Here is a 17,986-nt window from a genome sequence, read left to right on the forward strand (position 1 = left end):
ATGGCGCTTCTCGAAATTGAAAATCTCGTCGTTGAATTCCAGACGTCCTCCGGGCCTTTTCGGGCCGTCGACGGCGTTTCGCTCAAGGTGCATGAGGGCGAGGTCCTGGCGATCGTCGGGGAATCGGGCTCAGGCAAGTCGGTGTCGATGCTTGCCGCGATGGGGCTTTTGCCTTGGACCGCGAAGGTGACGGCGAACAAGCTTGCCTTCAATGGACGGGACCTTCTGAAGATGTCCGCGGCTGACCGTCGCAAGATTGTCGGCAAGGACATCGCCATGATCTTCCAGGAGCCGATCGCCAGCCTCAATCCGTGCTTCACGGTCGGCTTCCAGATCGAGGAAGTGCTGCGCATCCATATGGGGCTCGACCGCAAGGCGCGACGCAAGCGCGCGATCGAACTTTTCGAGGCCGTCGGTATTCCTGAACCGGCCGAGCGCCTCGGCCATTTTCCGCATCAGATGTCGGGCGGACAGTGCCAGCGCGTCATGATCGCGATTGCACTTGCCTGCAACCCGAAGCTCCTCATCGCGGATGAGCCGACGACCGCTCTCGACGTGACGATCCAGAAGCAGATCCTCGATCTTCTGATGAGACTGCAGCAGGAATACCGCATGGGCCTCATCATGATCACCCACAACATGGGCGTGGTGGCGGAAACGGCGGATCGTGTCGTCGTTCAATACAAGGGTCGCAAGATCGAGGAGGCAGATGTGCTGTCGCTGTTCGAGTCGCCGAAGAGCAACTACACGCGCGCGCTTCTTGCTGCCCTGCCGGAGAACGCGACGGGCGACCGCCTGCCGACGATCTCCGAACTCTTCAACGACCAGCAGATGCTGGAGGGAGCCACTCGATGACCCATGTTCTCGAAGCCCGCAACCTGGTGCGCGACTATCACATTCCCGGCAACCTGCTGCGTAAGGCGCGCACTGTCCATGCGCTCAAAGGCGTAAGCTTCACCGTGGACGAGGGAAAGACGCTGGCGATCGTTGGCGAAAGCGGCTGCGGAAAGTCAACGCTTGGCCGCATCATCACGCTGATCGATCCCGCGACATCGGGCGAGTTGCTGATCGACGGAAAGAAGGTCGACATCGCGAGAGACGGCCTGACATCGGAAATGCGCCGCAAGGTGCAGATCGTTTTCCAGAATCCTTATGGCTCGCTCAATCCTCGCCAGAAGATCGGCGACATCCTGGCGGAGCCGCTCGTCATCAACACCAAGGCGCCGGCCGACGAGCGCCGTGACCGTGCCATGACGATGCTGAAAAAAGTGGGTCTCGACGAGAAACACTATAATCGCTATCCGCACATGTTCTCGGGCGGCCAGCGCCAGCGCATCGCCATTGCGCGCGCCTTGATGCTCAATCCCAGCCTGCTCGTGTTGGATGAGCCGGTCTCCGCGCTCGATCTGTCGGTTCAGGCGCAGGTGCTCAACCTGCTCGCGGACCTGCAGGACGAGTTCCACTTAACCTATGTCTTCATCAGCCATGATCTCTCGGTGGTGCGCTACATCGCCGACGACGTGATGGTGATGTATTACGGCGAAGCGGTGGAATACGGCGGCCGCGACGAGGTCTTCGCGGATCCCAAGCACAGCTATACCAAGACCCTGTTTGCCGCCACACCGCGCGCAGACATTGCCAGCATCAAGGCGCGTCTTGCAAAGAAAGCGGCTTGAAGCCTGCTCGGGTCAGGACGGAATCTGCCGTTCGATCAGGGATATTCGATGTGGGGGACAAGGGCGGCTCCTTGGCCTCGATCTGCCTTTGGTGTAGAGCTTCTGCGCCGCCACCGACTCGCCTTCAGGCGGCGGGCGGACGCTATCGGCCGGCCGGAAGAGCGCCGGCCCAAACTTCAGGATGATGACAATGGAAATCAAGCGCTTTGAAACCGGCCCGCGTATGAGCCAGGCCGTGGTCTATAACAACACGGTTTACCTGGCCGGCCAGGTCGGCAACGCCGGTGACGACGTCGTCACCCAGACGAAGCAGGCGCTCGCCGAAGTCGATCGTCTTCTCGCCCTCGCAGGCACGGACAAGACGCGCATCCTGTCGGCAACGATCTGGCTCGCGGACATGGCCGACTTCGCCAAGATGAATTCCGTTTGGGACGCCTGGGTGCCGCAGGGCCATACGCCCGCCCGTGCGACAGGCGAAGCCAAGCTCGCAACACCGGAATACCTCGTCGAAGTCATTGTCACTGCTGCCGCGTAAGTCCTTCCTTTTTCGGCTGAATGAATGCGCGCCGTCGTGCCTTGTGCACGGCGGCGTTTCGCTTCGGCCGGGCGGACTTACCGCCTTACGGGGGCGCGCGTCCTATCGGGCGCAAAGGACACTGTAGCACTTTGAATTTTTACATGTTTTATCCCTGAATCGGCGACGATTTAAGGGAACCTGTAGTAGGAACCAAGCACTCGCTCGGGCGTTTATCGGTCATTCCTAACGGAAGGAAATGACCAATGCTCTACTGGCTGCCCCGCTTTTTCGTGCTGGCGCTCGCAGGGATCGTAATCGGTTTCGGCCTCCTCCCGCAGACAACGGATGAAGTGGCGCGCATGCTGCTGATAATCGTTCTGGGGTTGGGCCTGCTCTCCCTGACGCTCCATCTATTCCCACCCGGACAACGCTGAGCGACGCCTTTGTGAAATGCGAATGTGTCGGGTGCGGGAGCGGGGGCGGAATGTTCCGGATTGCAGTCTGAAAAGAAGGATGCGATGCAAATTACGACTGACCGCAAACCGGAACGCAGCGTGGGCAAGAATATCGCCCTGGCCGAATCGCCGACGGTCGTCGTGCGAAAGCGCAACGGGATTGAGGCTTTGGTCGCGCTAAGCACGGTGGGCCTCTTCGTCATCGCCTGCTCGGCGGCCGTCTATTCCATGGAAGCAATCCTCATGCCGATCACGCTGGCGATTATCGTTGGCATCGTGCTTGGCAGGGCGGCCGACGAATTGGAGAGATTCGGCCTGCCGCCGATCTTCGGCGGCCTTTTGCTGGCGCTTGTCTTCGTGCTCGGGCTGTCTTCGCTGGTGAATGCACTTCTCGGCCCCATCACCGACATCGCGCGTGAGGCACCCCGGCTGGCCGAGGGCGTCGTGGATCGGATATTGCCGTTCATCGAGCGGTTCACCTGGTTGAGAATGGCACTGATACGCAATGCCGACCCGAATGCACTTGCCGACGCGCTCGTAAAGAACGCCGGCCCCATGCTTGGAACCGTTGCAGCAGGCTTGACGCCGGCACTCATCCAGACACTGATCTTTCTGGCAGCCCTTGTGCTTTTCCTTCTCGGCCGCCTACAACTGCGCAACAGCATTATCCTTGCCTTTGCCAGCAGGGATCGTCGCTTGAACGCGATCCGGATCATGAACGCAACCGAGGATGCCCTCGCCCAGTATTTTTCGACTGCGAGCCTCATCTATCTGGTGCTCGGCGTGATGACGATGGTGATCGCGTTTGTCGGCGGGTTGACCATGGCGCCGCTGTGGGGGTTGTTTGCCTTCGTCTCGAGTTTCATCCCCTATCTGGGTGTGACTTTCATGACGCTGTCGCTTCTCGTCGGCGGATTGATGACGCACGACGCGCTGCTGCTCGGGATTGCGCCCGCTGTTGCCTTCTTCGTCGTGCATCTGCTCATGGAAAATCTCGTCGTCCCAGCGGTCGTGGGGCACCGCTTCGCGGTCAATCCATTCCTGATTTTCATCGCGATCATTTTCTGGACCTGGATGTGGGGCGCCGTTGGCGCGCTTCTGGCGCTACCCCTGTCACTTATCGCCATGACCGTTTTCGAGCAGGTGCGCGAACCGCCTGCCGAGCGGCAGTTGCCGGAGTGAGGTCGGATCCGATACCGGGTAGCTGGCGGCGCGGGCCGCTACGGCACCGCGCGTCTTTCAGACGCGCAAAGCTCGCTGTGGCACTTTGAATTGCCGCATGCCTTTACCCTTGAATCGGCTGCGATTTAAGCAAGCATGCAGTGGCTTAGGGGCGCCCGGTGCGCGCCTGCTCGTCGAAGAACAGGGCTTGGCTGATCAGCGCCTTCACCATTTCCGGATTGAAGGGCTTCGTTACCAGAAAAGCCGGCTCAGGCTTCTTGCCTGTCAGGAGCCGCTCGGGGAAGGCCGTAATGAAGATCACCGGCACGGTGGTTTCCGCCAGGATATCGTTGACGGCGTCGATACCCGAACTGCCGTCGGCGAGCTGGATATCGGCAAGAACCATTTTCGGCGAAGTCGTCCGATAGAGTTCGAGCGCCTCGCGATACGTTCGAGCAATCCCGGTGACGCGATGTCCGAGGCTTGTCACCATGTCCTCGATATCCATGGCGATCAGCGGTTCGTCTTCGATAATCATGACCTCGGTCGCCACCTGACGGGAAATGTCCTGTGACGCCCCGGCGAGCAGAGTGGTCAAGGCGCCCGGGTCAAGGTTCATGATTTCGGCCGCCTCGCTCGTGGAAAAGCCTTCGACCGCGATCAGCAGGAATGCCTGGCGCGGTGCCGGTGCGATCAGCGACAGATTGGCTGCGGCCTGGCGCTCCCAGGCGAAGGGTGATGTCAATTGCGTGCGATCGATTTCGAGCCTGTCGAACAGGCTGCAGAACAGCTTGTAGAGAGCGATTCGGTCGTCGGAGGCGGTCGGAAACAGGCTGACGTCCTCGATCAGCGCCTCGAGCACGGCGGCAACATAGGCGTCTCCTGCGGCTTGCGAGCCCGTGACGGCGCGGGCATAGCGTCGCAGATAGGGAAGATGTGGCGCAATCCTGGTCGAAAGTGACATTTAGGGTTTCCTAAACTATTGTGCCGGTATGGTCCCGGTCTTGCGGACAATGGGCGTGCAGCAGGATACGTCAATGTTTTGAGCACGTCTTTCGGATAATGGAAAGCCTAGAGTAGACAGATGACGGGCATATGGGACAGGAATGGCCGGAACAGGGGGATACGGCCTTCGGCGCGCGGAAGCGGAAAATGAACGGGCCTTCCGGACGGCGCAAGGCGCCGGGCGCTGCCTCGATGAACGATCCGAGCGCACAGATCGCATCGAAATTGAAGGCGCTTTACCAAGCCTTGGAAAACGAACCAATTCCGCGGCAGTTTATTGATTTGCTTGAGCGGCTTGACGCGGCCGAGAGCGCGCAGTCACGGCGCTGATCCCGCCGTTCGATTGAGGGCTTCGCACGGGAACGTCAGATAGGCGCGAGCTTGCAGGGAGCGTGCGTGCCAATTGCGTGCCAACTCGGCGGCATAACTCCAGCGCTGCGCGTCCAATCGGACGCGCAAGGTCGCTGTAGCACTCCGAATTGCTGCATGATCTTACCTTGAATCGATTCCGATTTAACGGATCATGCGGCAGCCGGCCGGGTTTCGCGCTGGCTACCCCGATCAGCAACGCGCAGTGTAGCGGCGGCCGTATTGGTCGCGATAGTAACAATAGCCGGGCTCGTTCGCACGACCGATAAGGGCGCCGGCCACACCACCGATGCCGGCGCCAACGGCTGCTCCGCGAACATTTCCAGTGGCTGCCCCGCCGATGATCGCGCCAGATGCGGCACCGATGCCGGCGCCCCTTTCCGTTGCCGTGCAGGCTGCAAGGGGAAGGATCAGGCTGGCGACGAGAAGTATCTTCTTCATGATGCGTTCCTATCCGAGGTTTGGTTGCTGAACTGCGGGATGAAGCAAGCCGTGTCGTGCGACCGGACACAGCCTTTAAGATGTCATGAGAAGGGCTCTCGTCCCAACCTCTCGGGATGCCGGCGATCACCGGGCGTTTCGGCCGTCTTGGGGCTGGTCACACCAATCACTGTCGGCCCTCTCATTCGTATCTCCTAAAATATCGCCACTGCCACGACGCTCGTTAGTTGTTGCGCAAACGCTGATTGCCGCCTTTTTGTTCCGCCTATGCACCGCCAACGCGCGTGATGGTTGCTCTGCGCTCAAGATTGATGCCGGTCGGCGGAAGGCGATGGCCCAGCCATGGAACCGCCTAGGGGCCTCCGCCGTTTGTTCTGCGTGTCGAAGGAGCGCGGAAAATGGAACATGTTGCCGCCATCATGGTTCTTGTCGGTTGCATGCAGAATACGACAGCGTGCCGGGAGGTGCCGTCGCCGGTCGTTGCCTTCGAAACCATGGAGGAATGCCAGGCCTTGCTTCCTCCCGCGATGGGGGAAGTGGGCAAGGTTTTCAAGTCGGCATACGGCAAGTGCGCCGAGGTTGATCCTGCGCTCATCGTCGAAAGTGCGGTGATCGAATGGGCGATCACACCAGCGGGCAAGCTTGAAGTGAGCGTGACGCCCGATGAAGAACCTTATGCGGTTGCAGGCCGTGCCCGTCCTTCGGCTGGCGATGAGTGACTTTCCGCATCAAGAATTGAAAGGAGCGCATTCATGAACTGGGACATCATCGAAGGCCGGTGGAAAGAATTCAAGGGCAAGGCCCAGGTGCAGTGGGGAAAGCTTACCAAGGATGATCTCGACATCATCAACGGCAATCGGAAGGAGCTCGCCGGGCGCATTCAGGCGCGCTACGGAATTGCCAAGGACGAGGCGGAGCGCCAGATCGACGAATGGGCATCACGCCATTAGAGCGGGATGCGTTTACGTGCGTTCGCGCCGCTGCTCTATCTGTTTGTTTTTGCCGCATTTGTGCGGCGTCAGGTGATTCCACCTGACTGCAGAATGCTCTACCGGGCTGGCGAAACGCGTCTAACGCGACGCACGTGCGTCTGGTGACGACGGACGTCGCCCGTCATCAGTGGATATCGCGTTCGGCTTTTTCCAGAGCCTCGAGAAGAGCCTGGAGACGTTGGTTGCGCTTCTCTTCCGTGTGGATGTGAAGATCGCGGATCGTCCTGCCAATATGCAGATTATGGCTGCGCACGGCTGCGTTGTGCCGGGCGACCTCCGTTACCGATTTCCATATATGTCGAGACGGAATCTTCATCGCGTTCCCAAGAGCGTTCGTTACCGGAACAACGCCAAGCCCTATCGAAGGTTCCTGGCGAATTTTGTCCCCTCGTGCCGATCCTGGTGCGTTTGCCGTTTCTTGGTTAACGAAAGGTTTTCTTTCGCCTCACAGGTCTTTCGCGGTCTCGGCGTGAGCAATATGGAGCCCGGAACAAAGGCGACGAGCCGCGCGTTACAATTTCACCAACGCAGACATTGGAGATATCCATGCTCTACTATGCACTCGTCTTTCTGATCGTTGCCATCATCGCCGGCATTCTCGGCTTTGGTGGTATTGCCGGAGCTTCGGCGGGCATTGCCCAGGTCTTGTTCTTCCTGTTCCTCGTATTCTTGGTGATTTCTCTTATTGCCGGACTCATGCGCAGGACCTGACGCGACAAGTCCGTGGGCTCATGAACGAAAAAGGGGCGAAGCGCGATGCTTCGCCCCTTTCCGTTGTAAGCCGTGTTCAGTTCCCTTGCTCTGGCCAATGCGCTTGGCTATTCATGCGGGTACCCGCCACTGGTCAGGAACAGAACAAACTCATGAAGTCCCTGGAACTCATCGTCGAGCGCATCATCCTGTCGAGCCGTTGGCTATTGGTTCTCTTTTATCTCGGGCTGGTTGCGGCGCTTGCTCTCTACGGCATTTCCTTCATCTACAAGTTCCTGAAGGTTGCGGGCTTGGTCTTCGTTTACGACGATGCCCAGATGATCTTGGCAATGCTCGGGCTGATCGACGCCGCGCTCGTCGCAAGCCTGATCGTCATGGTGATGATTTCCGGATACGAAAATTTCGTCAGCCGCTTCGACGAGGGGGAAGGCGAGGTCTCATTCCTGGGCAAGCTTGATTCCGGCAGCCTGAAGATCAAGGTCGCCTCCTCCATCGTGGCGATCTCGTCGATCCATCTTCTGCAGATCTTCCTTAATGCCCAGCAGTTCACCAGCGAGAAGCTGATGTGGGCGACGATCATGCATCTGGCTTTTGTCGTTTCCGCCGTGCTCCTCGGTTCGCTGGAGCAGATCATGAGCAAGTTGAAAAAGTAAAGGCGCAACTGCTGCAGCGAGCCTCCGGCACCTGCGGCGGATTTGTGAGCGAGTAGGGGCAGTGGCACATGAAGACTGACGTAGTGGTTCTGGGCGCCGGCATTGTCGGCATTTCCGCCGCCATCCACCTGGCGCGGCGCGGGAAGTCGGTGGTGCTTCTCGATCGGCGCGGTCCCGGGGAAGAGACCTCCTACGGCAACGCCGGCCTTATCCAGCGCGAAGGCGTCTTTCCCTACGGCTTTCCGCATGATTTCGGCGCGCTCTTCCGCTACGCGCTGAACAACACCATCGACGCCAGCTATCACTTTCGCGCGCTGCCGGGGCTGGTGCCGTTTTTGGCGCGCTATTGGTGGCACTCCGGCTTCACCCAGCACCAGAGGATCGCGCATCTCTATGCGCCGCTGATCGAAAACTCGATCGCCGAGCACCAGGACCTGATCGAGGCCTCCGGTGCCGGGGACCTCATCCGCAAGGACGGCTGGATGAAGGTGTTTCGCACGGAAAAGGAGCGCGACTCCGCCTACAAGGATGCGGAAAAACTCTCCGCCGGTTTTGGCGTCAACCACCAGAAGCTTTCGACGAGCGAACTCAAGACCATCGAACCATCCATCCGCGTCGAACTCGCCGGCGGGCTGCGCTGGACCGACCCCTGGTCGATCCGCGATCCGCACAGCCTCAACAAGGCCTATCTTACCTATTTCCAATCGCTGGGCGGCCGGCTCGTCTCGGGCGATGCCGCGACATTGGAGCACATTCTGGAGGGCGCCGGCTGGCGGGTCGCGACACCGGAAGGTCCGCTCGAAACCCGCGAGGTGGTGGTGGCGCTCGGCCCCTGGGCGGATACGGTGACGCGCAAGCTCGGCTATCATTTTCCGCTCGCGGTCAAGCGCGGCTACCATATGCATTATGGCGCCCAGGAAGGGGCAATGCTCAACAACTGGGTGCTCGACGCCGAAAAGGGCTATTTCCTGGCGCCGATGCTGCGTGGGATCCGCTTGACGACAGGCGCAGAATTCGCACTGCGCGATGCGCCGAAAACGCCGGTACAGTTGACCCGGGCCGAAAGGGTCGCGCGCGAGTTCTTCCCGCTGGCTGAACGGCGCGACGAGGAGCCCTGGATGGGGGCGCGGCCCTGCACGCCCGATATGATGCCGATCATCGGCAAGGCACCGCGGCACGAGGGCCTCTGGTTCGCCTTCGGCCATGCGCATCACGGCATGACCCTCGGCCCGGTCACCGGCCGGGCGCTGGCCGAGGCGATGACCGGCGAAAAGACCGTAATCGACATCGCTCCCTATCGGCCTGAGCGCTTCCTCGCCTAAAGCGGGGCGCGTTCAATCGCACTCATGCGACGCGCTTCAGGTCCTTGCCTTTTTGCATGTCGTTGTCCCAAACCGCTGCACACTTTTGGGCGACATGCATGAGGCAATTCCAGGGGAAGCGCGCCTCCCTGCCGCCGACGATAATTTTCCTCGCCGATGGCGGCATCGTCGTGCCGATTTATTCTCGCGATGTGGAACCAAACGGCCGCTCAGGTGTTTCATCGGTGGCTGAAGGCGAGGGTTCGGTTCGTTGGCGCCTGCCCAGCGAAAATTTACCCGTCGCTCCACGAGCCGCCGGGAGGGAGTTTCACACCTATGAGTAAGCAGACGATAGAATTCGCTGGCGAGGCGGTCGGCGCACTGATGCCTGACAACGGACAATTGCGTTTTGTCGCTGTCAAATACAGTGTGTGGCCGCTGGACGGCCAGGTATTCCAAACGCCCGAAGATGCCCGCCGGGCGGTCGCCATGCTGCAGGCACACCGACAGAGAGGGCCGGCCGTGCGGAGGAATCCGCGCGCAGGCCCAGCACCCGTTGCCGGCCGTCCCGAGCCGGAAGTTCCATATGCCTTTCCCGGCGCTGTAGGCCAAACGCCATGAGTAGCGCGCAACGGCTTTTCGGGGGAAGAGCTGGAGCAGCATGAGGTGTGTGCGGTTTTCCGCCCGCGTTCTGGGTCACGTTGAGGTCGATTAGACCTGGAGTCATCGTGATCTAGTTCTGCTTCGAAACGCGCTGTCCGCCTTCGGACGGCTCCGGCGACTTCCAGTGGAGAGCGACCTCCAACCGCCAGAGGATGAAAAGCACGGCGAGGCTGGCGCAGGAAGCAAATGCGGCGATAGGCCAGAATCCGAAGCCGACGGCTAGGCCTGCCGCGCCCGCGAGCCACATCCCGGCCCCCGTGGTCAGCCCTTTGACCTCGCCCTTGGAAAACACGATCAAGCCGGCCGCGAGAAAGGCCACGCCCGCGGTGACGGCTTCGACGACGCGTATCGGGTCGATCCGCACTTCAGGTCCCGAGAGGCTCGCCATATGCACGCTTTCAACTGCGATCACGGCGAAGATCGCGGAGGCGAGGCTGACCAGAATGTGCGTCCTCAGGCCGGCTGGCCTCTGCCGCCTTTCCCGCTCGACGCCGATCAGCGCACCAAACAGGATGGCGCCGCAGAGCCGCGCAAATATCACCGGATAGGGAACCTGCGTCGGAGCAAGCATATCGGCGAGGATCTGTTCCATGAGCAGCGATTCAGTGCTCCAGTGTCCCTTGCGCGTCTGATTAGACGCACGGCGCTGCAGTCAATATTTGCCCCTCTCCTAACCCGGTCCCCGCGACGAGGAGAACCGGTCCTCCTCGTTTATGATAATCCTTAGCCAGATCTTATTGTGCCGGTTGTGCCGGTTGCGCCGGCGTGGTCTGCGGCTGTGGTGCCGTTGGCGGCGTCGTTTGTCCGGCCGGAGGCGTTGCCTGGCCCGTTGCCGGTGGCGGCGTCGCCTCTTCCGTGTCCCTGGTCAATTCTGCGGGCAGCCAGGCGATCAGCGCCAGCACCAGCCCCGCGAGCAGAATGATCAGCAAGGGCCAACTGCTGCGGCCTGACGTTTTGCCGCGCATCTCGGGTTCCCGGGGCGTCGGCTGGCCGGTCACGGGATCGATGAGTGGCTTGTCCTTCAGTTCTTCATGCTGATTCATCGCATTCACATCCTTTCTGGACGTCATTCATTGCCGGCGCCAAGCAAAGCAGTTGCAGGCATGTGCTCCCTAAATCTGCAGAGACCTAAGGAGTGACTCCGTACCATCGCAAGTATAATCGCGACTTCGCCTCGGCCGGTCAGAGCCACGGTAAAATATTAAAACGTTCCAGATCTTGCTAAGTTCCGATACCGGCGGCCAGAGCTACAATTTGCCTCGCAAAGGTGCTTTACCGATACGTGGTGTAACTGCGAAAGGCTCGTTTGAATGCCGCGAAAACGCTGCATGCATCGGGAGCTGGGAAGTGGCTGCTGCATATCAATCGAATGCCCGCCATGGCATTCCACACAACGGCGCTGATCAGCAATCTGTCGAAACGCAGATTGCTGGAGGCACGGAAAACATTCGCTGTTTGCGAAGATGCCGGGCGGCTTGCGTGAGCGCCCGGTTACGCGCAATCTTGCGCGTGCCGAATGATCGGTTCGTTCGAAGTGGGGTTGGGATCGCAATGAAAGTCGCTGCCGTGTGGATTCTGGCGAGCTTATTCCTCGTCACCGCGAGGGGTCCGTCCTGGGCGGAGCCGCTGCAGACCGTCGAGGATGTGGGCAACGCGCTTGGCAAATGCTGGACCCCGCCATCCGGCATCAAGGATTCCTTCGTCACCTTGAAGTTCGGCTTCAAGGGCAACGGAACGCTGATGGGCCCCCCGCAACCGACCGCGATCCGCGTCACCGGAGATGAAACGCAACGCAAAGCCTTCGTGGCAGCAGCGACCGAGGCGCTGCAGGGCTGCATGCCGCTGGAGTTTTCAAAGGCACTCGCCGACGAGATCGCCGGGAACGTGTTCACGCTGCAGTTCAGGTCGGCGGAGTAGCGGGGCTGTCACGCAATGCCGCAAACTGCGTTGTGAGTTGCAGATTGTCGTCAAACGGTGATCTTGGAGATTGGCTGGGGAACCTGGATTCGAACCAGGACTAACGGAGTCAGAGTCCGCTGGTCTACCGTTAACCTATTCCCCAAGGCTCGCTGGCGGAGCGTGGCCGCCGCGTCGGTGTGGCGGGCTTATAAACAAAAGAACGGCCGATGCAAATACCTTTTGGCAAAAAAATGCGACTGGCCTGTGGCCAGCCACTCTTTTCGACGCGCCGACGACGGGCAGGAGGCGAAAAAGGGAACCGGCGGTGAGCTGTCCGCCGGTAAGCCTGGTAGTGGCTCGGCTCGCCGGCCCACAGCGCCGTGCTTCTCATCAGTCGCGCAAAGGACGCCGTAGCACTTGAAATCGCTGCATGTTTTTATCCTTAAGGCGATTTCGATTGAACGAGCCATGCAGCAGCCGCGACGTCAAAAAAAGTTTGGCGAAAAGGGGCGGCGCTGGTACAGTCGCGCCAACGCAAAATCGAGAGAGCGCCTTGAGCGGCCGTCAGGCTTCGCGCGGCGCCATGGTTGAGACAAGTGAGAGACCCCGATCACGGCGAAAAGCCGTCTGAATCCGGGGCGTCGGCAGCAGGTCGTGGCGAGGCGCGCAAGGTCGTGCCGCGCGGCGGAAAGGGCAAGCGGAGGCGGCGCAGACCGTCCGGCTCGCCGTCTGCAGTTGCCAGCCAATTCGGCCAGGCCGGAGAAGCAGGGCGTCCCGCAGGAGTAGATGTGGCGGAGCCAGCGCGCAAGCGCAAACGGCGCCGGCGCACGAAAGTAGCCAAACCGCAGGGCCAGGTCGTAGCCGCCGTTTCCGGCGGAAACGTCGAGCTTTTCGAAGCGGCGATCACCGACAAGAAGGGCCACAAACGCAGCAAGAAGGCGCGCCATCGGCGCGGGCTTCAGGGACGGCCGCTTGCGTCGAACGGCAAATCGCATGCTGCCGACCGGCCGGGCGATCCACGCGGGGCCGAAGCCGCCGCGGCTGCGCAGCCGGCACAGGCACCTCGGCCGCAAAATCTGCGCGCACCCTTTGTTGCGGCGAGCGAGGCACCGGCACCGCTTTATGCGGCGCTCGACCTCGGCACCAACAATTGCCGCCTCTTGGTTGCGCAGCCGACCCGGCCAGGCCAGTTTCGCGTGGTCGACGCGTTCTCGCGCATCGTTCGGCTCGGCGAGGGGCTCGGCGCGAGCGGGCGCCTGTCCGACGACGCGATGGAGCGGTCCGTCGAGGCACTCAAGATTTGTGCCGCGAAACTCAATGCCCGTTCGATCCGCCGCCGCCGGCTGATCGCGACGGAGGCGGCGCGTTCGGCCGCCAACGGCGAAACCTTTCTGAAGCGCGTGGCGGAGGAAACCGGGCTGGAGCTCGAGATCATCGATCGCGAGACCGAGGCGCGGCTGGCGGTTTCCGGCTGCTCGTCGCTGGTCGATCGCGAGACGAGATCCGTCGTCCTCTTCGATATAGGCGGCGGCTCGTCCGAGATCGCCATCATCCGCATCGGCGACAACCGGTCGAGCCGGCTTGCCAACCACATCACCCATTGGACGTCGCTCCCCGTCGGGGTCGTCACCCTTTCGGAACGCCATGGCGGCGAGCACGTGACGCCACAGAGCTTCGAGGCGATGGTGCGCGAGGTCGAGGGCATGCTTGCCCGCTTCGACAGCCCTCCGGTCGAAGCCCTTGCGAATGGCGGCGACGGCTTTCACCTGATCGGAACCTCGGGAACGGTGACGACGCTTGCCGGCGTCCATCTCGATCTGCCGCGTTACGACCGGCGCAAGGTCGATGGGTTGTGGCTGTCCGACGACGAAGTTTCGGCGATGCAATCTCGCCTGCTTTCCTGGGATTTCGCGGCTCGCGCCGCAAATCCCTGCATCGGTCCGGACCGCGCCGATCTGGTGCTCGCCGGCTGCGCGATCCTCGAGGCGATCCGCCGTCGCTGGCCGTCGACGCGCATGCGCGTGGCCGACCGCGGCCTGCGCGAGGGCCTGTTGACCGATATGATGGCTGACGACGGCGCCTGGCGCCGTGCGCGCCCGCGCCGGCACCAGCGCAGCTTCAATGGCGGATCGGCGAACCTGGAAGGAAACAAGGCCCACGAAGGGAACAGGACCCACGAGGGGAACAAGGCCCACGAGGGGAACAAGATATGACGAAATCGCCGATCGGCGGCAACCGCAGCGGCCGTAAGCTCGGCCAGAAGGTGAAGAAGGGCAAGCTCAAGGCTTCTTCGCGCCGCTGGCTGGAGCGCCACATCAACGATCCCTACGTCCAGCGGGCTCAGCTTGAGGGCTATCGCGCCCGCGCGGCCTTCAAACTTCTCGAAATCGACGAAAAGCACAAGATCCTTGCCGGTGCCCGGCGCATCATCGACCTTGGCGCCGCGCCCGGAAGCTGGTCGCAGATCGCCGCCAAGGTGACGAATTCGACCGATGCCGACCCGCGTGTGGCCGCAATCGACTTTCTTGAGATGGACCCGATCCCCGGCGTCCGCTTCCTGCAGATGGATTTTCTCGATCCTGAGGCGCCCGACAGGCTGAAGGAAGCGATCGGTGGAACGCCCGATCTCGTGATCTCCGACATGGCGGCGCCGACGACCGGCCATCGCCAGACCGACCATCTGCGCACGATGCATCTTTGCGAGGTCGCGGCTCACTTTGCCGTCGATGTGCTCGCCGAGGGCGGCCATTTCCTGGCAAAGACGTTCCAGGGCGGCACGGAACGTGAGCTCCTCAACATGCTGAAGCAGAATTTCCGCCAGGTGATCCATGTCAAGCCGGCCTCGTCTCGCGCCGAATCGGTCGAGATGTTCCTGCTCGCCAAGGGCTTCAAGGGACGGCGGGCGACAGAGCCAGGAGCGCCGGCGGAAGACGCCGCAACGGAGTAGAACATGCTGCTTTACGTGACGCTCGGCACGAACGACCTCGATCGCGCAGGCATCTTTTATGACAGGACGCTCGCGACGCTTGGGCTGAAGCGCCGCAAGCAGGACGAAGTCGAGATCGGCTACGGCGCCGAAAGCGATGTCCGCTGCCGCCTCTGGGTGGTTACGCCCTTCAACCGCAAGGCGGCGACGATCGGTAACGGTTCGATGGTCGCGCTCGAGGCCGAAAACCGTGCTGCCGTCGACGCCTTCTACGCTGCCGCTCTCGCCAATGGCGGCACGGACGAGGGCGCACCCGGCCTAAGGCCGTTCCATCCGAATTTCTATGCGGCTTACGTCCGCGATCCGGACGGCAACAAGCTGTCGGCCGTCTGCGAGCGGCCGGAATAAACGGGCTCTACTGCATGTTTCCTTAAATCGTATCCGATCTAAGGATAAAAACATGCAGCAATTCAAAGTACTACAGCGTCCTTTGCGCGTCTGATAAGACGCGCGGCGCTGCAGGGCCCTCCTTACTTGCCAGCCGTCGTTTCGACTTCGCGCATCTGCAGGCGGTGACCGGAAACGGAAGCGCCGGCATTCTTCGCCATCGTCAGGAAGGGGATCGCTGCCAGCAGGTTGGCGCCGGCAATGATCATGAAGGCGATGTGGAAGTCTTCCAGATTCAGCGGGCCGCCGCTGATCGACGTTTGGATTTCGAGGATAGCGCCGGCGACGGCAACCCCAAGCGCGAGGCTGATCTGCTGCAGCACGGCGCTCATCGAGGTCGCCTTGCTGGCGTCCGCATCGTCGATCTCGGCGAAGGAAAGAGCGTTGATGCTGGTGAAGAAGAAAGACCGGGCGAAGCCTGCAATCAGCAGGATGGAGATCATCAACAGGTAGGGGGTCGCTGGCGTGAAGAAGCTATTGGCGAAGGTCATCACCCCGCCGACGACGGCCGCTGCGATCAGCGTAGTGCGAAAGCCGGCAAAGGCGAGAACGCGGCGCGCGAGGAATTTCGTGGTGATCGCCCCAATCGCGCCGACGAAGGTGATGAGGCCGGACTCGAACGGATTGAGGCCGAACCCGATCTGCAGCATCAGCGGCATCAGGAAGGGGATCGCGCCGACCGAGATGCGGAAGATCGTGCCGCCGATCGTGGCCGCGCGGAAGGCGCTATTTCTGAATAGCTTCAGATCGAGCACCGGTGCCGGATGCCGCCGGGCATGGACGATATAGAGGAACGTCGCGGCGATGCCGGCTGAAACGGATGCAATGCCGACCGACGTCGGCAGCGCTGGCAGGCTGATGACCGACAGGCCGAAGACGATGCCCGAGGCGGCGATGCCGCCAAGCAGGAAGCCGAGAATGTCGACCGGCGGCGGGTTTCGCCGCTCCATCTCGGGCAGGTAGATGCCGGAAAGCACGTAACCGGCAATGCCGACCGGCACGTTGATCAGGAAGATCCAGTGCCAGGAGAAATAGGTGGTGATGAAGCCGCCGAGCGGCGGGCCGGCGAGCGGTCCGACGAGCGCCGGAATGGTCAGCAACGCCATGGCCGAGACGAGCTCGCTGCGCGGCGCGCCGCGGACGAGAACGAGGCGCGCGACCGGCGTCATCATTGCGCCGCCCATACCCTGCAGGAAGCGCGAGAGGACGAAGGCAATGAGGCTGTTCGAGATGGCGCAGAGCACCGAGCCGACGATGAAGACGAGGATCGCCGCGCGAAAAATGCGCTTTGCGCCGAAGCGGTCGGCCATCCAGCCGCTCAGCGGTATGAAGATCGCGAGCGCCACCATATAGGACGTCAGCGCCAGTTTCAGGGTGATCGGCCCGACACCGATGTCGTGGGCGATTGCTGGCAGTGAAGTCGAAATAACCGTGGAATCCATCTGCTCCATGAAGAGAGCTATGGCAAGGATCAACGGGACGATACGATTCATGCTGAAATGCCCTGGGCGTGAGTGGCGCGGGCGGCGCGACGGTGATGGCCTATAGCATAGTTCGCGTAAAAGCGGACTCGATTTCAGGAATCACGAGTCGGCTAAGTGCTACCGCAAACTTTTGGGCGTCTAAAAACACGAAAGTCGTCGAAGCGCAAACCAAACCAGCGATTGCAGATCAAAAGCCTGTGATCCCGCCTGTCCTTTCCCTTCGGAGCCCTAACTCCTGCCTCTCATCGCTTGCGGTGACGCCGGCTTGCTTGCAGTGGAGGAGGGACGGAAATGGCATTTTCGCTGACGCGCCGAACTCTGTTCGGAACGGGAGCAGCGGGCGCCTTGGCGGCTCCGGCTTTGTTGACGGACTTCGCCAGCGCTCAAGACGCGACGGAACCACATGGAATGACGAACGGCACGACTTTCAAAACGCTCAAACTCGGCGCAGCCAAGATCACGGTGATCAGCGACGGCACGCGCATGATGGGAAACCCGCACGAGATCTACGGGCTCAATCAGCCGGCCGATGCGGTTTCGAAGCTGCTGACGGATAACTTCCTGCCCGCCGGCGGCTTCGTCAACGGCTTCTCACCGGCCCTGGTCGACACCGGAAACGATGTCGTACTTTTCGATACCGGCTTTGGCGAGGCCGGCCGGGAAATGGGAACCGGCAAGCTTGTCGATGGGCTGCAAGCCGCCGGCTACACGCCCGATCAGGTCTCGGTGGTGGTGATCACCCACATGCATGGCGACCATATCGGCGGTCTCATGACCGCCGGAAAGCCGACCTTTTCGAATGCGCGCTATGTTGCCGGCCAGGTCGAGTACGACTTCTGGAAGGACGAGGCGAGAGTCGGCACGCCGGCCGAAAACGGCCACAAGGCCGTGCTCGAAAAGGTCGTTCCACTTGCCGAAAAGACCACTTTCATCGCCGATGGCGCCGAAGTTGTGCCGGGGATCACGGCGCTCGCGGCCTTCGGCCATTCTCCGGGACACATGGTGTTCCGGCTTGATTCCGGCAACAAGGCGCTGATGCTGACGGCCGACACGGCCAATCATTATGTCCTGTCGCTGCAACGGCCAGATTGGGAGGTTCGCTTCGACATGGACAAGGTGGCTGCGATCGCCACGCGCCGCAAGGTCTTCGACATGATCGCCACGGATCGCCTGCCGTTCATCGGTTATCACATGCCGTTCCCGGCGGTCGGTTTCGTCGAACGCAGCGATCTCGGCTACCGCTTCGTGCCGGCGACCTACCAGTTCGATATTTGAGCGCAGAGAAA

The 17,986-nt window shown here is 61.3% G+C and carries 23 protein-coding genes and 1 tRNA gene; 17 read left to right on the forward strand and 7 right to left on the reverse strand.

The features are described 5' to 3' along the window. From QA637_RS01725 to QA637_RS01745, 5 genes are all read left to right on the forward strand, one after another. On the forward strand, positions 1-855 hold the full coding sequence (locus tag QA637_RS01725) for an ABC transporter ATP-binding protein (RefSeq protein ID WP_153438313.1): 855 nt from the start codon (positions 1-3) through the stop codon (positions 853-855). Next, positions 852-1,676, forward strand: a complete 825-nt coding sequence (locus QA637_RS01730) for an ABC transporter ATP-binding protein (protein ID WP_153438311.1) — start codon at positions 852-854, stop codon at positions 1,674-1,676. The genes QA637_RS01725 and QA637_RS01730 overlap by 4 nt, the downstream gene beginning before the upstream one ends. A 190-nt stretch (positions 1,677-1,866) precedes the next feature. After that, positions 1,867-2,211, forward strand: a complete 345-nt coding sequence (locus tag QA637_RS01735; RefSeq protein WP_153438308.1) for a RidA family protein — start codon at positions 1,867-1,869, stop codon at positions 2,209-2,211. Between the two features lie 245 nt (positions 2,212-2,456). Next, positions 2,457-2,627, forward strand: a complete 171-nt coding sequence (locus QA637_RS01740) for a hypothetical protein (RefSeq protein WP_167528198.1) — start codon at positions 2,457-2,459, stop codon at positions 2,625-2,627. A gap of 84 nt (positions 2,628-2,711) precedes the next feature. Beyond that, positions 2,712-3,830: an AI-2E family transporter gene (locus QA637_RS01745; protein ID WP_153438306.1), complete on the forward strand. Its 1,119-nt coding sequence runs from the start codon at positions 2,712-2,714 to the stop codon at positions 3,828-3,830. 145 nt (positions 3,831-3,975) lie between these two features. Here the strand turns inward: QA637_RS01745 and QA637_RS01750 are convergent, their stop codons facing one another. Continuing rightward, the gene (locus QA637_RS01750) at positions 3,976-4,773 is read right to left on the reverse strand and encodes a response regulator (protein WP_153438305.1); all 798 of its coding nucleotides are present in this window, start codon (positions 4,771-4,773) and stop codon (positions 3,976-3,978) included. A gap of 233 nt (positions 4,774-5,006) precedes the next feature. On the opposite strand from QA637_RS01750, the gene QA637_RS01755 reads away from it, so the two are divergent. Then, positions 5,007-5,144 carry a NepR family anti-sigma factor gene (locus QA637_RS01755; protein WP_167528197.1) on the forward strand — a complete coding sequence of 46 codons (138 nt, stop codon included), beginning with the start codon at positions 5,007-5,009 and terminating at the stop codon, positions 5,142-5,144. Positions 5,145-5,375: 231 nt separating this feature from the next. Here the strand turns inward: QA637_RS01755 and QA637_RS01760 are convergent, their stop codons facing one another. Beyond that, positions 5,376-5,624 (reverse strand): YMGG-like glycine zipper-containing protein, encoded by a 249-nt coding sequence (locus QA637_RS01760; RefSeq protein ID WP_153438302.1) that lies wholly within the window; start codon positions 5,622-5,624, stop codon positions 5,376-5,378. Positions 5,625-6,022: 398 nt separating this feature from the next. Here QA637_RS01760 and QA637_RS01765 point away from each other — a divergent pair, with 398 nt between their 5' ends. Then, a complete protein-coding gene (locus QA637_RS01765) occupies positions 6,023-6,343 on the forward strand; it encodes a hypothetical protein (protein WP_153438300.1) in 321 nt (106 codons plus the stop codon). Between the two features lie 33 nt (positions 6,344-6,376). Continuing rightward, a complete protein-coding gene (locus QA637_RS01770; RefSeq protein WP_153438298.1) occupies positions 6,377-6,574 on the forward strand; it encodes a CsbD family protein in 198 nt (65 codons plus the stop codon). A 166-nt stretch (positions 6,575-6,740) separates the two neighbouring features. Here the strand turns inward: QA637_RS01770 and QA637_RS01775 are convergent, their stop codons facing one another. Then, entirely contained in the window at positions 6,741-6,932 is a 192-nt protein-coding gene (locus QA637_RS01775; protein ID WP_184108438.1) for a hypothetical protein, read from the reverse strand. A gap of 230 nt (positions 6,933-7,162) precedes the next feature. Here QA637_RS01775 and QA637_RS01780 point away from each other — a divergent pair, with 230 nt between their 5' ends. The 4 genes from QA637_RS01780 (at position 7,163) to QA637_RS01795 (ending at position 9,902) form a co-directional block, all read left to right on the forward strand. Beyond that, complete coding sequence (locus QA637_RS01780; protein WP_153438296.1) at positions 7,163-7,327, forward strand: DUF1328 domain-containing protein; 165 nt, start codon at positions 7,163-7,165, stop codon at positions 7,325-7,327. Between the two features lie 152 nt (positions 7,328-7,479). Continuing rightward, a complete protein-coding gene (locus QA637_RS01785; RefSeq protein WP_153438294.1) occupies positions 7,480-7,980 on the forward strand; it encodes a TIGR00645 family protein in 501 nt (166 codons plus the stop codon). Positions 7,981-8,048: 68 nt separating this feature from the next. After that, positions 8,049-9,302 (forward strand): NAD(P)/FAD-dependent oxidoreductase, encoded by a 1,254-nt coding sequence (locus QA637_RS01790; protein ID WP_153438292.1) that lies wholly within the window; start codon positions 8,049-8,051, stop codon positions 9,300-9,302. 315 nt (positions 9,303-9,617) lie between these two features. Next, the gene (locus QA637_RS01795) at positions 9,618-9,902 is read left to right on the forward strand and encodes a hypothetical protein (RefSeq protein ID WP_234886833.1); all 285 of its coding nucleotides are present in this window, start codon (positions 9,618-9,620) and stop codon (positions 9,900-9,902) included. Positions 9,903-10,014: 112 nt separating this feature from the next. On the opposite strand, the gene QA637_RS01800 is transcribed toward QA637_RS01795, so the two are convergent. After that, complete coding sequence (locus QA637_RS01800) at positions 10,015-10,536, reverse strand: MgtC/SapB family protein (protein ID WP_153438290.1); 522 nt, start codon at positions 10,534-10,536, stop codon at positions 10,015-10,017. Between the two features lie 142 nt (positions 10,537-10,678). After that, complete coding sequence (locus QA637_RS01805; protein WP_184108451.1) at positions 10,679-10,996, reverse strand: hypothetical protein; 318 nt, start codon at positions 10,994-10,996, stop codon at positions 10,679-10,681. Between the two features lie 499 nt (positions 10,997-11,495). Between QA637_RS01805 and QA637_RS01810 the strand changes: the two genes are divergently transcribed. Then, on the forward strand, positions 11,496-11,861 hold the full coding sequence (locus QA637_RS01810; RefSeq protein WP_153438286.1) for a hypothetical protein: 366 nt from the start codon (positions 11,496-11,498) through the stop codon (positions 11,859-11,861). 71 nt (positions 11,862-11,932) lie between these two features. Here the strand turns inward: QA637_RS01810 and QA637_RS01815 are convergent. Next, a tRNA-Gln gene (locus tag QA637_RS01815) sits at positions 11,933-12,006 on the reverse strand. A gap of 433 nt (positions 12,007-12,439) precedes the next feature. Here QA637_RS01815 and QA637_RS01820 point away from each other — a divergent pair. From QA637_RS01820 to QA637_RS01830, 3 genes are read left to right on the forward strand one after another with little or no spacing between them, the layout of a single operon-like run. After that, on the forward strand, positions 12,440-14,056 hold the full coding sequence (locus QA637_RS01820) for a Ppx/GppA phosphatase family protein (protein ID WP_184108452.1): 1,617 nt from the start codon (positions 12,440-12,442) through the stop codon (positions 14,054-14,056). After that, the gene (locus tag QA637_RS01825) at positions 14,053-14,790 is read left to right on the forward strand and encodes an RlmE family RNA methyltransferase (protein WP_153438282.1); all 738 of its coding nucleotides are present in this window, start codon (positions 14,053-14,055) and stop codon (positions 14,788-14,790) included. Before QA637_RS01820 ends, QA637_RS01825 begins: the two co-directional genes overlap by 4 nt. Before the next feature lie 3 nt (positions 14,791-14,793). Further along, a complete protein-coding gene (locus QA637_RS01830) occupies positions 14,794-15,177 on the forward strand; it encodes a VOC family protein (protein WP_153438280.1) in 384 nt (127 codons plus the stop codon). A 122-nt stretch (positions 15,178-15,299) separates the two neighbouring features. On the opposite strand, the gene QA637_RS01835 is transcribed toward QA637_RS01830, so the two are convergent. Further along, positions 15,300-16,709 carry a DHA2 family efflux MFS transporter permease subunit gene (locus QA637_RS01835; protein WP_153438276.1) on the reverse strand — a complete coding sequence of 470 codons (1,410 nt, stop codon included), beginning with the start codon at positions 16,707-16,709 and terminating at the stop codon, positions 15,300-15,302. Positions 16,710-16,991: 282 nt separating this feature from the next. On the opposite strand from QA637_RS01835, the gene QA637_RS01840 reads away from it, so the two are divergent. Then, a complete protein-coding gene (locus QA637_RS01840; RefSeq protein ID WP_153438274.1) occupies positions 16,992-17,975 on the forward strand; it encodes an MBL fold metallo-hydrolase in 984 nt (327 codons plus the stop codon). The last annotated feature ends 11 nt before the right edge of the window (positions 17,976-17,986 follow it).

The organism is Sinorhizobium terangae (genome assembly GCF_029714365.1).
GTDB classification, from domain to species: Bacteria; Pseudomonadota; Alphaproteobacteria; order Rhizobiales; family Rhizobiaceae; genus Sinorhizobium; species Sinorhizobium terangae.